Raw genomic sequence first — 15,781 nt, forward strand, 5'->3', positions numbered from 1 at the left:
ATTCACCTACTTCATACCTTTGATCCACTGCCTCACCAATTCAACCCCCTCTTTATGTATCTGCTCACGGCCGATCTCGGGCATTGCAATCCCGGGATCTGTGGTATTCATCCGGAATACAAGGATGCTTTTATCGGGATGCCCAGGGTAAATATCATAGTCAAGATTTCCGGAACCGCGACCCGCAGCAACCGGCGTTTTCATGATTCCGAGTGCAGTAGGATTGCTGGTGTGCATGTCAAGCATCAATCCTGATGTGTTTGCCGCACCATTCGGTTGGTGACAATGCCCGCAATTGATATCCAGGTAGGCCCTTGCCCGGCTTTCCACTGAACCGGAGCCCGCTTCATCCCATTTGCTGTTCGCAGGAAGTCCTGATGATGGCAATCCGGTCAGCATTCCCTTTTGCTGCCAGTATTCCAGTTGGTTCTTTGTTCCATCCGCAAAGGTATATTCCCTATTCAGGTGACGTGCCGCAATGCCAATCGGAATGAGTTGGTCGCGGTTGGAATGACATCCCCTGCACTGGTTCTTATTCGGGATTGCATAACTGGTGCTTACCTTTTTACCTCCTGCATCTATATAGCTTATTTTCCTGACATCGCCTGCAACATCGTAAAACGCTTCTGTTTGTTCATCGTTCCAGATATAAGGCAACGCGTTCCACCCATCCTGTTCATGCACAAGCAATCTTGTCTCCAGGATCTTTCTCCCCTTTGAAGGATTGCGGAAATCGGCCGGGTAATAGAAATTCTTGATCAGGATAGTACCGACAGGCATCCCGAAAACACTGTCGCGGTTATACTGAGCCGTTAGTCCGGCCGGCAACTTTATGAACCGTGCTTTCTCCGCGTAATTACTGAACAGGGAACTGTTAAGCTGATAAGGAACCACATCTTCGGCAGGATTGAGTTCTGCCAGGTTTCCGGTAAAGAATCCATATTCCGACAGCTTTTCCTTTTTGCCGGATACTGAGGGCTGTTTTGCTGTGAATGCAACCCCGAGGATGACAAAAATGACAAGCGCAAATATTGTTGATATTGTTTTCATGCTGATCATTCACCTGCGACTTTCCTGTCCGCCACATCTTTACCACAATCGTAAGGCTTCATATCGCGGGAAATATTTTTGAATTTGTTTGCTGCGTCAATATTGGCGAAGCTGGCATCCTTGTTATTCCGGATACAGATCCGGTTTGCTGCGGCCTGTTTTTCATCAATGATACCATCGAATATTATATGCGGTACATCCTTCCCGAACTTCAGCTTAAAGCGGTACATTTTTCCCATCCGGCCTTTCATTGTTGCACGCTTACGCTCCCTTTCATATACATTGTCATAGATGTAAATATTCCCGGGATATGGATAGTATGTGCTGTCGGCGATTGGCTTTTCCGTTATGTAATAACTTACGATTGCCGTTCCCGTCGTTATATTATTGATGATCCGGTTCTGAAAGATGTCAACGTTGTTTGTTGCCAGCACTATGATGCCGGTGCCCTGAGGCACTTTACCCACGATGTTTCCTTTTGGTGCGAAATTTACGTGATTGTTGTGGTGAACATGGTTGCGGTAAACTTTGGTATACCCGCCTTTTTTTACGACCAGGTCAGGCAGGTCGAAGATCAGAATTCCACCTGTGTTGTTGGTAACCTCGTTATCAAACACTTCCGCATACATCGAGTTTTCGATTTCTATCCCCGCAACATTTTCAGTTGCCTTAGAATTCTTTACGATGATGTTTTTTGATTGCCCGACATAAATGCCTGCATCACTTGCTCCCCGTGCAGCGCAACTGTCGATAATAACCCGGCTGCATTGTACCGGGTATAGTCCATATCCACCATTCTTTTCATTCGCCCCACGGGTCCATTCCGCTTTTACATTCCGGAATGTGATACCGTCCACCAGCTGTGTTTTAATACCATCTCCTTTTGTGTCCTGCACCGTCAGGCCCTCAATAGTAATATCTGCACCATTGGTGATCTTGATCCCTTCTGCACCGGTTACCTGGCTGGCGAAATTCAGGATTGTCCTGTCCATTCCCTTTCCCCGGATCACAATTCCTTTTTTCCCGTCAAGCGACAGTGAGGCTGTAAGCTGAAAAGTCCCTTCAGGCAATTCAATCACGGAATTGTGTTCCGCGTCGATGAATTTAGTCTGAAGGGACCTTTGGATGTCCTTTTGTGCTGAGGCATTGAAAGCAAGTGCCAGCACACAGATGGTGGAAAGCAGTCGTTTCATATTAAAGGTTCTTATACCAATTTACGAAACGCCTTCCAGCTATCATACTGCTTTAACTAGGTAATAATTTTTTTTGCCTTTCTGCACCAGCAGGTAACGGTTGTTCAGGAGATTGGTAGTGCTGAGTTTTGCCTCTACACCTTCCACTTTGCTTTTGTTGATGCTAATTCCTCCACTCTGAACCATTTTTCGGGCTTCTCCCTTACTGGGGAAGATCCCGGATTCAGCAAGGAAGCCTACAATGTCAGCTCCGGCTTCGAATGCTGTGCGGGCATACTCGTGGGTAGGAACGCCTTCCATTACCTGCAACAGCTGCTCTTCGTTCAGGCTCAGCAACACTTCGGTAGTTGCGTTTCCGAAAAGGATTTCGGACGCCTTTACAGCGAAGTCGTATTCCTCACGTCCATGAACGAGTGTTGTTATTTCTTCGGCCAGTTTTTTCTGGATCAGCCTTAAGTGCGGCGCCTGCTTGTGTTCAGTGGTGAGAGAATCTGTTTCTTCTTTTCCCAGGAACGTGAAGATGCGGATCCATTTTTCTGCATCATCATCCGAAGCATTCAGCCAGAACTGGTAGAACTGGTAAGGGGAAGTCTTTTGAGGATCGAGCCAGATATTCCCGCGTTCAGTTTTCCCGAATTTTCCGCCGTCAGATTTTGTCAGCAGGGGACAGGTGAACGCAAATGCTTCCCCGCCACCCATCCGGCGGACAAGTTCTGTACCCGTGGTAATATTTCCCCACTGGTCACTGCCACCCATCTGGAGTTTGCAATTCTTATTCTTGTACAACCAGTAGAAATCATATCCCTGGATGAGCTGGTAGGTAAATTCGGTGAAACTGATACCACTGTCGCCTTCAATACGCTTGCGAACAGAGTCTTTCGCCATCATATAATTTACTGTAATATGTTTGCCGACTTCCCTGATGAAGTCGAGGAAACTAAATTCACGGAACCAGTCATAGTTGTTGACGATCTCGGCTGCATTAGCCTTTCCCGGTTCGAAATCAAGAAATTTTTCGAGTTGTTTTCGGATCCCCGCGAGGTTATGCTGAAGTGTTGCTTCATCAAGCATTTTCCTTTCTTCTGCCTTAAAGGATGGATCACCCACCATTCCTGTAGCCCCGCCAATCAGTGCAAAGGGTTTATGACCTGCCTTTTGCAGGTGAACGAGGAGTAAAATGGGTACGAGGCTTCCTATGTGCAGACTGTCTGCCGTCGGATCAAACCCGATATAGGCAGATGTCATTTCTTTGGTCAGCTGCTCCTCTGTACCGGGCATAATATCCTGCAACATGCCTCTCCATCGTAATTCTTCGATTAAATTCATAAAAACACTGCAATTTGCAGCAAAACTAACGTAATAAACCTCTCGCCCGAAGGGCAATATTAGCTCTCGACGGGCGTTAGTGTTCATTGGCCAACATTTGCTTATCTGAAAGCTGACCTAATGACTATCAAGACCAGATGTCTTATCCTTCTCTGCACCCTTGCACCCACACTATTGGTGGCGCAATTTCGTAAGTATTCGAATGAGTTCCTGAACATCGGCGCTGGTGCCCGTGGCCTGGCCATGGGATCTGCCCAGGTAGCCTCGGTTTCCGATGGCACCGCTGGTTACTGGAACCCTGCAGCCCTGGTTCATGTGAAGGACCAGGCACAAGTGAACATAATGCATGCGGAATATTTCGCCGGAATCGGAAAATATGATTTTGCCAATGTGGCTATTCCTCTCAGCGATGGGAAAAGAACTATAGGACTTTCCGTATTGCGGTTTGCCGTTGATGATATTCCCAATACTGTTTTCCTTGTAGAACCTGACGGTAGCATCAACTTCGATAATATCACTACATTTTCATCAGCAGATTATGCTTTCCTGTTCTCTTATGCGCAACAGCTGAAAATGAACAGTGAGGATAAAAAGCTGAATCTTGGTTTTAATGCCAAAGTGATCCACAGGAAAGCTGGTGATTTCGCAACTGCCTGGGGCTTCGGATTTGATGCCGGTGTTCAATACATCAATAAGCGATTGCAACTGGCACTGATGGCCCGCGACGTTACTACTACGTTCAATGCATGGTCGTACAGCATCAATGATAAAATGCGGGAAGTGTTTTATGTAACACAGAATGACATACCCGTTAAATCAACAGAACTCACGGCACCCAAACTGGTTGCCGGTGGCGCGTATAATTTCCGGCTTGGAAAATCGGTTAACCTGCTTGCTGAAGCCAATCTTGATTTCACTTTCGACGGACGCCGCAACACCGTGATCAGCTCAAGCGTAGTGAGCATTGATCCTAAGATCGGGTTGGAAGCATCTGTGAAGAATGTATTTTTTGTAAGGGCTGGTATCAACAACTTCCAGAAAGCTCTTGAAGATGAAGACAGCACTTACACGAAAAAAGTATGGATCTACCAACCTTCCCTTGGCGCCGGATTCAGGCTGCAGAACGTAATGGTTGATTATGCCTTCACCAACCTTGCCAACCAGTCCAACCCCCTTTATACCCACGTGTTTTCTCTCAAGCTTGACCTTGTAAGAAAAAATAAAAAAAAGTAATAGCCCAGGTTTATGCACAAGAACCGTAGATATAGCACCGGAATTGTAATGCTGCTCATTTTGATGCTGGTATCAGGACTTAGTTCCTTCGGCCAGGCTTTCAACAATGAATGGATCAACTACAACAATACTTATTACAAATTCAAGATCGGTAAAGACAGTCTTTACCGCATCCCTGTAACTACTCTTGCACAAAGAGGACTCGATACCGTACCCGTTCAGTTCCTGAAAATGTTCAGGAACGGCCAGGAAGTTCCAATTTATACTTCTGTTGCAACGGGCACTTTACCAGCCGACGGGTATATCGAATTCTGGGGACTTGCCAACGATGGCGAAGCGGACCGGCCACTTTACCGGGTTCCCGGCCACCAGCATACCACGAAATACAGCCTGCATTCAGACACTTCCATATATTTTCTCACTGTTGAAAGGTCGCAGCCCAACCTCCGGTTTGCGGATGTATCCAACGATGCTGCCACAAGCACGCTTCCTGTTGAATCTTACTTCATGTACACAACCGGAAAATATTACAGGGAGATACTCAATAAGGGCTTTGCCGCCGATCTCGAACAATATGTGTATTCTTCTGCGTACGATAGGGGGGAGTTCTGGGCAAGCCGCGATATTGCCCAAAGGACCACACGTACTGACGTAATTCCAAACCTGTTTGCTGCAACGTCCGGTCCGGAAGCTGTATTGCGATACGGTGTTTTTGGCAACACCACAAAAACCCGCAGGATAAGACTCGACCTCAATGGCGCACCACTACAGGATACTGCGGTAAACTTCTTTTCGGACCTGGTGTCTACTGTTAGCTTTCCCGCAGCTTCACTTGCATCCGGTTCTGCAAGCGTTGCCTTTACAAACGTTCAGCCACCCAAACCACCGACAGGAACAGATCCTTATACGGACAGGTTTGTCGTTTCCTTCTTCAATATCACTTACCCGCGCCAGTTTGATTTTGGTAACCAGGCCCAGTTCCAGTTCGAGCTCGAACCTCGTTCTTCAGGATATCTTCTCGAGATCAGGAATTTTAATGCCGGTGCTGCAACACCAGTTTTATATGATCTTGCTACACGCGAGAGATTTGTTGCAAACACCCAGGTCGCCGGCGCTTACCGGTTTGCACTTGGGCCGAACGCACAGGCCCGCAAACTTATACTCGTGCGGCAACAGGGAATCCCAATGGTTACCACAATGGCTGAACGCAAATTCAGGGACTACAGGAATCCTGATAACCAGGCGAGCTACATCATTATTTCCAACCCCCGTCTATATTCCGGCACAGCAGGTAACAATCCTGTTGAAGACTACCGTCAATACCGAAGCAGCGTTGCCGGCGGATCGTATAATGCAAAGATTTATGAAACCGAAGACCTTGTAGACCAGTTTGCATTTGGTATTAAGGGACACCCGCTTTCAGTTAAGAATTTCCTGCGTTATGCCAGGACCAATTTCAGCCAGCCACCATCGAAGGCGTTCCTTATTGGCAAGGGAGTGAACTATACGGAATTTCGTTACCAGGTAAGCGCGACCGGGCCGGTGTTTGCGGACCAGCTTCGGCTCGATGAACTGAACCTCGTACCCACTTTCGGTTACCCGGGCTCTGACAATATGCTGAGTGCAAACGGGGTCGATAACAGTCGGGCAGTAACGGAAATCGGCAGGCTGTCAGTTATCCGTGCCGTTGAAATCGAAAACTATCTCGAAAAGATCAAAGAATATGAGCTGACACAAAAGACTGCGCCATTCACGTTGCAGGACAGGCTGTGGATGAAAAATATTTCACATGTAACCGGCGCAAGCAACGCCCTGCTGGGCTCGCAGCTGTGCAATTATATGAATACTTATAAGGATGTTATCAAGGATACGCTGGTAGGTGCCAATGTAGTAGTGTTGTGCAAATCAGCATCTACACAACAGGACCAGACAGGTACCCAGATCCTGCGCGGCATGTTTGATAAAGGCATGAGCCTCCTTACATATTTCGGGCACTCTTCTGCAAGTACACTCGAATTTAACATTGAGGATCCGCAGGATTACAACAACGCGGGCAAATACCCCGTGTTTTCAGTCAACGGATGTTATGCGGGAGATTTCTTCCGGTACAATATTGCGAGGTTTTCCGATCTCGAATCCCTGTCGGAAAAATTCACGCTTGCCAAACAACGTGGTGGCATAGCCTTCCTGGCAAGCACGCACTTTGGGGTTTTGAATTACCTCGAGCAATACCTCGAAGGATTTTATAAAAAGATGGGCAATACGGATTATGGTGCAAGTCTCGGTAGACTTACTGCCGACGCCCTTAGTTACATGGTGGATTCATATACACCGCTTGATTTTCTCGCCCGTTCCCATTCTGAACAGATAAACCTTCACGGTGACCCGGCAATTGTGATGAACTTCTCACCGAAACCGGACTATATTGTTGAGGAATCTTTACTTGAACTTTCGCCTTCCTTCATTTCTGTTTCCACACAGTCAGTGAAAATGAAAATGAAATATTACAACCTGGGAATGGCGGTGAAGGATTCCATTCAGGTGGAAATCCGTCGCACTAAACCTGACGGCAGCAGTGTGGTCCTTTACAGTGGCAAACGTCTCGCCCCTTATTACGCAGACTCCCTGGAACTGGACGTGCCGGTAGTGGCAACTACCGACAAAGGTGAGAACCGGATCAGCGTTATCCTCGATGGCAATGAACTCATTCCTGAGATGGACGAGTTTAATAACAGCATCAATAAAACCTTCTTCATTTATGAAGATGGTGCCACCCCTGCATATCCATATAATTATTCAATCGTTTCCAACGCATCGCAGAAATTTTACGCATCTACTGCAAATCCGTTCAGTCCCATGAAGCAATATATCATGGAGATTGATACAACTGCGATGTTCAATTCATCGTTGTTGAAAACGGCAACGATTTCTTCAAAAGGCGGATTGCTGGAATTTGATCCGCAGATCACCTTTCTCGACAGTGTGGTGTATTACTGGCGCACAGCCTTAGTGCCCGCGGAAGGAGAACAGACCATCTGGAACCAGTCATCTTTCCTTTTCAGGAACAACAGTCAGACTGGTGCCAACCAATCTCATTACTTCCAGCATACCAATTCAACGCTTTCCAACCTGCTGCTGCAGGATGACCGGCGCTGGGCATTTGATGTTAACCATAATACTATCGTGATGCGCCAGGCAATGTATCCAACTTCCGGTACGCAGGACGGTGATTTTGCCGTGATTCTGAATGACGAAGAATTTATCCAGAGTGCCTGCGTGGGCAGGTCACTCATCTTCCATATTATTGATCCGCTGACTTTTGTGCCATGGAAAAACGTAGATGCAAATGGAGCGAACCTGCTTAAATGGGGAAGCGGATCGGCTAACTGTAAGCCCGCGCGTAACTGGAACTTCGAATTCTCGTACCTGACCGCCGCATCGCGGAAGAAGATCATGGACTTCATGGATTCCATTCCAACAGGCTATTATGTTGTGGTGAGATCGACCGACTATCATGTACCTAACTCGTTCTCTACAACCTGGCAGAACGATACAACCCTGTATGGAAAGAATAAATCACTTTACCATAAATTGCTGGAGGCGGGAATGACAGGTGTCAGCGAACTTACCGCGCCCAAAAGCTGGGTGTTTGTATACAGGAAAGGAAACAACAGCTTTAATCCGCAGTCAAGGGTATCAGAAGGAATTTATGACCGGATCTCCCTGGCTGTAACCACACCAACTCCTGATTCAGTCGGCACCATTAAATCTCCGGCCTTCGGTCCTGCAAAAAAATGGAAAGAACTTCACTGGAAAGGCAAAAGCAGTGAAACTGCACCGGGCGATAACGTGATGGTTTCTGTACTTGGTGTAAGGAACGATAACAGCACAGTATTGTTGAAGGATTTCTCCATGACAGAACAGGATGTCGATATTTCAGATATCAGTGCAGCCGAATTTCCCCGGCTTATGCTGCAAATGAGGAACAGCGATTCGATTCATTATACTCCCTACCAGCTGGACTATTGGCGCGTGGTTTATGAACCTGTTCCGGAAGGTGTGCTTGCACCTAATCTCTTCCTCATCAGCAAGGACACGATCGGGTTCGGGCAACAACTGGAATTTGGTATTGCATTTAAAAATATCAGTGAGATTCCATTTGACAGCATGATGAAGGTGAAGGTGACGCTTACTGATCAGAACAATGTGACCCACCAGTTGCCGGTTGCGGATCTCAAAGTATTAGCGGCAGGTGATACCATCATGTTCCGTTATACGATCGATACGCGGAACTATGCTGGCGTAAACACACTCTTCATTGAGTTCAACCCCAATAACCACCAGGCAGAGCAATATCATTTCAATAATTTCCTTTATAAAACCATTTATGTAGCCGGAGACAATACCAAACCGGTGCTTGATGTGACGTTCGACGGCGTACATATCCTGAACGGGGACATCGTATCCGCGAAGCCGAAAATCATAATCAAGCTAAAGGATGAATCGAAGTTTCTCCTCCTGAAGGACACATCACTGATGAAAGTACAGGTAAGGTATCCGGATGGAACCCTGCGGAATTATAAGTTTGACAGTGATACGGTTCGGTTCATTCCGGCCCAGACAACTTCAGACAATACCGCAACCATCGAGTTTACTCCCGCATTTACGACCACCTATAATGAAGAAACCGGCGTTGACGATTATGAACTTATTGTAACAGGTAAGGATGCGAGTAATAATTCAGCCGGCAACCAGGCATACACGGTAGTATTTACGGTTATTAATAAACCGATGATCTCCAACCTGCTGAACTATCCTAACCCGTTCTCTACGTCAACGGCATTTGTATTCACGCTGACCGGAAGCGAGATCCCGAGCAATTTCAAGATCCAGATCATGACTGTTACCGGCAAAATTGTACGGGAAATAACAGGCGATGAGCTCGGTCCGCTTCATATCGGAAGAAATATCACTGAATATAAGTGGGATGGAACAGATCAGTTTGGTCAGCGGTTGGCAAACGGAGTTTACCTGTACCGCGTGGTCACCAGGCTTCACGGAAAGAAAATGGATAAATTCAAAGGTGCTGGCGACAATACTGATAAATATTTCAATAAGGGATATGGTAAGATGTACCTGATACGCTGATCATTTTCCCGAGGGCTTTTATGTTACATTTGCATCTGAACAAAAGACTGATGTATTATGGCCAAGATCGGGATAAATATCGCCACGGGAAGTTTGCAGCAACAGGAAATGATCGTTGGAATAGACCTCGGTACAACTAACAGCCTTGTTGCTGTTATACATCCGGATAGTAATGAACCGGTAGCACTCCGGGAAGTTGACGGACTTACCCTTGTACCTTCCGTGGTTCATTTTGATTTGTCTGGTAACGTTGTGGTAGGTGAGGAAGCTAAGAAGTTCCTGGTAACAGATCCGTCTAATACCATCTTCTCCGTGAAACGACTGATGGGTAAATCTTACAACGATGTGCGTCATGACGCTTCATTTTTTACCTATAAGATAATTGATGATAATACAGACAGTCTTGTAAAAGTCCGGACAGGAGATAAGTTTTATTCCCCTGTGGAACTTTCCGCATTTATCCTGAAAGAACTTCGCAAAAGGGCGGAACATATTCTCAAAACACCCGTAAACAAAGCTGTGATCACGGTTCCCGCGTACTTCAACGATACGCAGCGCCAGGCCACACGCGACGCAGGGAAATTGGCAGGACTTGACGTGTTGCGGATCATCAATGAACCTACAGCTGCAAGTCTTGCATACGGACTGGGTGTAAAAAATGGTCAGGACCAGGTCATTGCTGTGTATGACCTGGGCGGCGGCACATTCGATATCTCCATCCTGCGTATCAGCAACGGGATTTTTGAAGTGTTGTCGACCAACGGCGATACATATCTCGGCGGTGATGACTTTGACCAGGCAATCGTGAAGCAATGGATGAAAGAGCACCGGATTACCCAGGATCAGATTAAAGAAGACAAACAGCTGACCCAACAACTGCGTCTCAAAGCAGAACTGGCCAAAAAGCACCTCGGAAAAAAAGATGTGTTTATTGACCGGGTAGCCAACTACCAGTTACAGATAACAGTTGCTGAATTTAACAGGCTGATCAAACCAATGATCCAGCGTACACTTGACAGCTGCCAGGCTGCTTTGACTGATGCAGGACTGAAAACTGCAGACATTGATGAGGTTGTTATGGTCGGAGGCAGTACCCGCACCCCCCAGGTGAAACAGGCGGTTGGGGAATTTTTCGGGAAGAAAGTACATGATAGCTTAAATCCGGATGAAGTAGTGGCCCTTGGGGCAGCTGTACAGGCGGATATACTTGCAGGAAGGAACAAGGACTTCCTGCTGTTGGATATAACACCACTGTCCCTGGGACTAGAAACAATGGGCGGATTGATGGATGTGCTCATTCCGCGAAACTCAAAAATCCCGACACGTGTTTCACGCCAGTATACAACCCAGAAAGATGGACAATCGGGTATCAAGATCTCCGTATACCAGGGCGAACGCGACCTGGTGAAGGACAACCGGAAGCTGGGAGAGTTTAACCTTGAAGGCATTCCGGCAATGCCGGCGGGCTTGCCGAAAGTGGAACTCACTTTTCTGATTAATGCAGATGGAATCCTGGTCGTAACTGCAAAAGAGCTCAGAAGCGGTGTGGAGCAGTCGATCGAGATCAGGCCTCAATACGGACTTACAGATGAGCAGGTGGAAGAAATGCTGATGGCTTCCATAGTCCACGCAAAAGATGATATGGCCCAGCGGGCGTTGGTGGAAGCGACAACAGAAGCTACGCAGCTTATCCACTCCACCGAAAACTTTCTAACGCGGAACAGGGAATTCCTCCTGGAAGAAGAAGTAGCTGCTACCAAGGCTGCGATCCGACAGCTTGAAGCTGTAATGACTTCTGGAAATAAAGATGAGATCCGTTCAAAGACAGAAAATCTTAATGAAGTTTCAAGGCCATATGCAGAAAGACTGATGGACGAAGCTATTGCGAAAGCGATGAAGGGGAAACAGATCTGAGTTTCCTGCTGCAGAACAATCCACCTGCAATTGCCAATAAAACCAGCCATGAAATGACAATGGCAAGTAGCCGGCCGTTCTCAAAACTGAACCGGACGAGATGCTTTCCTTTTTCCAGTTCTACGGACATAAAATTACCCAGGTATTTTTCCATCCTTACAGGTTGGTTGTCTTTATAGATTTTCCAGCCGGGATAGATGTTCTGTAATAATACAAGATTGTCCGTGCTGTCGGATTCACATTGAAAACGCATATCGGAGCTGCTGAAATCTGACAGTGGAGTTACTGGAAACGTTCCGCGTTCCATAAACACAAAAGGCCTGTTGTTGATGCGGGAAACCTCTTCTGAGTTGAAATAACTTTCTGTAGATACGAATAGGGTGGGATAATCACATAATTCCGGTGTGCCGGGTTGTTTGGAATAATATGACCAGCACCCGACCACTTTCAACAGGTCCGGTCTGGTGTTGGCATATAACGGCGTCATGGCTGGAACCGGAATGCCATCCGGAGAATCTTTCAGCAATGCCTGCATTTCCGCCGCACTTTTCGTCTGCACTCCTGAATAAGGCAGGTTTATCCACGCGGCTGCAATGGTATCAGCCAGGACAAACAGAATCAGGAGAGCCGGAAGTTTAATCATTCGCGAAAAGGCAAGGGCAAGAGTGGTTATGATCAATATAATGGTGGCATTGATCATCAGTTTTGCGGAAAATGGCAGGTTATCCAACATCCATTTACCTCTTGTGGTTATCGGGAGGCTGCTGAATTCAAAAGGAAGGGTCATTGAAAATGGATACCAGAGTATCAATGCGACCGCCATGATAAAAACTGCGAACCAGGAAATATAGCGCAGGTAGCTTTGCAGCCCCCGGAGATGCTGTGAAATTATGAGATTGTTCAGCGGGTAGGAGCCAAGCAGGATAAATGCAATAATTGAAAATACCCGGTATTCGCCATTGGTCCGGATAAACTGGAACAGGGGCAGGTTGGAATAAAGCAGTCTTTTTATTTCGCCACCAAGGCTCAGGACCAAAAAGATGATGCCGGTGATAAGAAGTGATTTCTGAAATGAATTCTTTGACTGGAAAAGAGCTATGCCAAAAAATAAAATACCCGCCAGTGAAAAATATCCGTTCCGCATTAATCCTGTATTCCCGAAAATCCCGTGTTCAACGTTGGTAGCAAAGGGAAAAATAAAAGACAGATAGGAGGGGACAGTGAAACCCGTTGTAATGTGGTATTCCTGCATCACCGTTTCCCTGCGGTTCAGGAAAGGAATGATCTCGGAAAATGAATAAAGCAGCGGCAGGACAAAAGCGCATGAAACAAGCAGAAGTACTACTGATCGTCCGGCAAGTTGCAAAGGTTTGATGGGATGCTGGCTTTTTCTTGTTCCGAAATACCGGACCAGCATGAACGTGAAAATAAAATAGAACATTCCTATTGGAATCGCCGGGTGCCCCGCGGTGACCAGCAGATAAAATGATCCCGCACATAACAGGGTGTTCCGGATATTATAGTCATCCTGCCATTGCAGGAATAATCGCAGGCAAAGCGGGATAAAGGCTGCGGAAGTAAGGAAGTTGGTGAACTGGAGATTGCCAACGAAAAACCCGGAACTGGCAAACATGATAGCAATCAGCAAACAGGTCACGTGATGGTGTCCGAGCCACCTTCCCAGGTCGTGCATAAAGATGGCCCCCAGCCAGATGTAGAGCAGGTTCTCAATTGCCATCGTATACATATTATAGCCAATGGCGCCGAATAACCAGGTGATGGGATGCCAGAACGCAAATCCCGGATCGGCATAAAGTGGGAGCCCGAAGTTGATATAGGGATTCCAAAGCGGTAGTTCACCGTTCAGGAGGGAAGCGGAAAAAAAAAATTTAGGCGGAAAGTTGTCGGTCAGGGCATCGTTTTTCAGCGCAAAACAGAAGGAGGACAACGGCAGGTAGGCCACTACCACATACAGCAGTAATAAAAGGTAGACAGTTATTTTTTCATTGGACTTGCTGATATTCATTATCCCATAGGTTGAAGTGCATTCTGGCTGATCCTGTTGATATACTTGCCAATCATGTCAAATTCAATATTTACCAGGGCCCCGGGTTCCAGTCTTCCCATCGTTGTAAAAGAATAGGTATAGGGAATAATTGCCACTGTAAATTCGTTCCTGCTGATCCCAAAAATGGTCAGGCTTATTCCATTCAGGCTGATGGATCCCTTTTCAATTATCAGGTTGGCAAAGTTATCCGGAATGCGGAACCGGAATTCCCAGCTGCCTTCCCGGTTGATTTTACTGATACAGGTGGCTGTGCAATCGACGTGTCCTTGCACAATGTGCCCGTCGAGCCTTCCGTTAGCGATCATGCACCTTTCAAGATTTACCTGGTCGCCCGTCTTCCAGTTGTGCATGGTTGTCTTATCCAGGGTTTCAGCTATTGCGGTTACCCGGTGCATCCCTTCCGCCACGGCATCCACGGTGAGGCAAACGCCGTCGTGAGACACACTCTGGTCGATCTTCAGTTCATGGGAGACAGGGGAGCTGATCCAGAGGACCCGGTTGGTTCCGCTGGCTTCAGAAGAGGCAATAATGCCGGTTGCTTCAATGATTCCGGTAAACATGCACGCAATTTATAGGGAACGGCCGTTTTTTTGAAAAAGGATTTGGATAAAGTGGATTCTTTCTTATCTTTGCCATCCTAAAATTACCAAAGGAGGTATATTACCATGCTGATCATCGATTCAAAAGATTGCGAAAACATTGACAAGGCGCTCAAAAAGTACAAGAAGAAGTTTGAAAAAGCAAAAGTGCTGGTACAATTGAGAGATCGTCAGTCCTTCACCAAGCCGTCAGTAAGACGTCGTGCCCAGGTGTTGAAAGCAGTCTATAAGCAACAGGTCGCCAGCGGCAAGTTCGAAAGCTAACAGTTAATTCTGTTCATAATAGTGTGAAGGGATAGCAGCAAAGCATTAGTTTTGTTGCTATCCCCTTTTTTATGCAAATCATCGAAGACAGGCATCTTTCCGATTTCATCCAATACCTCCGGTTTGAGAAGCGGTATTCCGATCATACTGTCCGCGCCTACCAGGATGATCTGCTGCAGTTCCAGCAGTACCTTTTGAAAGAATATGAGTTGAATGCACCTGAGGCCGCATCCTCCATGATGATCCGCAGCTGGATGAGTTCACAGCGCGAGGGCCCGGATGGTGTTTCCCCGCGAACGATCAACAGGAAACGGTCTACCCTGAGATCCTTTTACAAATATTTACTGAAGAAGGGTGTGGTAACCGTGTCGCCCGTAGCAGCAATTGCGGCGCCCAAGGTTGGGAGGAAATTGCCAGTTTACGTGGAAGAGCACCAGGCGGAAGAATTGTTTTCACGCGGCAATTACGGTGATGGCTGGAAAGCCATGACTACAGAATTGATGTTAAAGATTTTTTACCAGACCGGAATGCGTCGCAGTGAGTTGATACAGTTGAAATATAGTCACATAAACTTCTTCACGAATACAGTCCGGATCCTGGGTAAGGGTAAGAAGGAACGTGTTGTTCCGATGAACCCCGAGCTGTTGCAGCAAATTCAGAAATACGAAGAATCGAAGAAGGGGATCTGGGAAGATTATGACCAGAAGTTCCTGTTGCTGACGGAAAAAGGGAAGAGACTTTACCCGCATTATGTTTACCAGATTGTGACATCATTCCTTAAAGAATTCACCACGTTGAGTAAGAGGAGTCCGCATATCCTGCGACATAGTTTTGCCACACATCTGCTGAACAATGGTGCCGCACTAAATGCGGTGAAGGAGCTGCTCGGACACTCAAGCCTGGCTGCTACTCAGGTATATACGCATACAACAATAGGCAAGCTTAAGGAAGTGCATAAAAAGGCGCATCCGAAGGGATGAATTTAT

General features: G+C 46.8%; 10 protein-coding genes. 5 read left to right on the forward strand and 5 right to left on the reverse strand.

Annotated features, from left to right (window positions below):
• Positions 1 to 6: 6 nt before the first annotated feature.
• From OI18_RS05070 to tyrS, 3 genes are read right to left on the reverse strand one after another with little or no spacing between them, the layout of a single operon-like run.
• A complete protein-coding gene (locus tag OI18_RS05070; RefSeq protein ID WP_039137920.1) occupies positions 7 to 1,050 on the reverse strand; it encodes an SO2930 family diheme c-type cytochrome in 1,044 nt (347 codons plus the stop codon).
• 5 nt (positions 1,051 to 1,055) lie between these two features.
• On the reverse strand, positions 1,056 to 2,243 hold the full coding sequence (locus OI18_RS05075; RefSeq protein ID WP_039137745.1) for a parallel beta-helix domain-containing protein: 1,188 nt from the start codon (positions 2,241 to 2,243) through the stop codon (positions 1,056 to 1,058).
• Positions 2,244 to 2,285: 42 nt separating this feature from the next.
• Entirely contained in the window at positions 2,286 to 3,569 is a 1,284-nt protein-coding gene (gene tyrS, locus OI18_RS05080; protein WP_039137747.1) for a tyrosine--tRNA ligase, read from the reverse strand.
• 120 nt (positions 3,570 to 3,689) lie between these two features.
• On the opposite strand from tyrS, the gene OI18_RS05085 reads away from it, so the two are divergent.
• Genes OI18_RS05085 through hscA form a run of 3 tightly spaced genes read left to right on the forward strand, consistent with a single transcriptional unit; the run spans position 3,690 to position 11,864 of the window.
• Positions 3,690 to 4,802, forward strand: a complete 1,113-nt coding sequence (locus tag OI18_RS05085; RefSeq protein WP_039137749.1) for a putative type IX sorting system protein PorV2 — start codon at positions 3,690 to 3,692, stop codon at positions 4,800 to 4,802.
• Positions 4,803 to 4,814: 12 nt separating this feature from the next.
• Entirely contained in the window at positions 4,815 to 9,950 is a 5,136-nt protein-coding gene (porU2, locus tag OI18_RS05090; protein ID WP_082037859.1) for a putative type IX secretion system sortase PorU2, read from the forward strand.
• Between the two features lie 57 nt (positions 9,951 to 10,007).
• Entirely contained in the window at positions 10,008 to 11,864 is a 1,857-nt protein-coding gene (gene hscA / locus OI18_RS05095; protein ID WP_039137751.1) for a Fe-S protein assembly chaperone HscA, read from the forward strand.
• On the opposite strand, the gene OI18_RS05100 is transcribed toward hscA, so the two are convergent.
• Together OI18_RS05100 and OI18_RS05105 are read right to left on the reverse strand one after the other, a co-directional pair.
• The gene (locus OI18_RS05100) at positions 11,830 to 13,890 is read right to left on the reverse strand and encodes a glycosyltransferase family protein (protein ID WP_039137752.1); all 2,061 of its coding nucleotides are present in this window, start codon (positions 13,888 to 13,890) and stop codon (positions 11,830 to 11,832) included. The two genes, hscA and OI18_RS05100, sit on opposite strands and share 35 nt — an antisense overlap.
• Complete coding sequence (locus OI18_RS05105) at positions 13,890 to 14,492, reverse strand: riboflavin synthase (RefSeq protein WP_039137753.1); 603 nt, start codon at positions 14,490 to 14,492, stop codon at positions 13,890 to 13,892. The genes OI18_RS05100 and OI18_RS05105 overlap by 1 nt, the downstream gene beginning before the upstream one ends.
• 105 nt (positions 14,493 to 14,597) lie before the next feature.
• Between OI18_RS05105 and rpsU the strand changes: the two genes are divergently transcribed.
• Positions 14,598 to 14,795 carry a 30S ribosomal protein S21 gene (gene rpsU / locus OI18_RS05110; protein ID WP_039137754.1) on the forward strand — a complete coding sequence of 66 codons (198 nt, stop codon included), beginning with the start codon at positions 14,598 to 14,600 and terminating at the stop codon, positions 14,793 to 14,795.
• A 71-nt stretch (positions 14,796 to 14,866) separates the two neighbouring features.
• Positions 14,867 to 15,775 (forward strand): tyrosine-type recombinase/integrase, encoded by a 909-nt coding sequence (locus tag OI18_RS05115; protein ID WP_039137756.1) that lies wholly within the window; start codon positions 14,867 to 14,869, stop codon positions 15,773 to 15,775.
• The last annotated feature ends 6 nt before the right edge of the window (positions 15,776 to 15,781 follow it).

It is taken from the genome of Flavihumibacter solisilvae, from assembly GCF_000814475.1.
Lineage (GTDB): Bacteria > Bacteroidota > Bacteroidia > Chitinophagales > Chitinophagaceae > Flavihumibacter > Flavihumibacter solisilvae.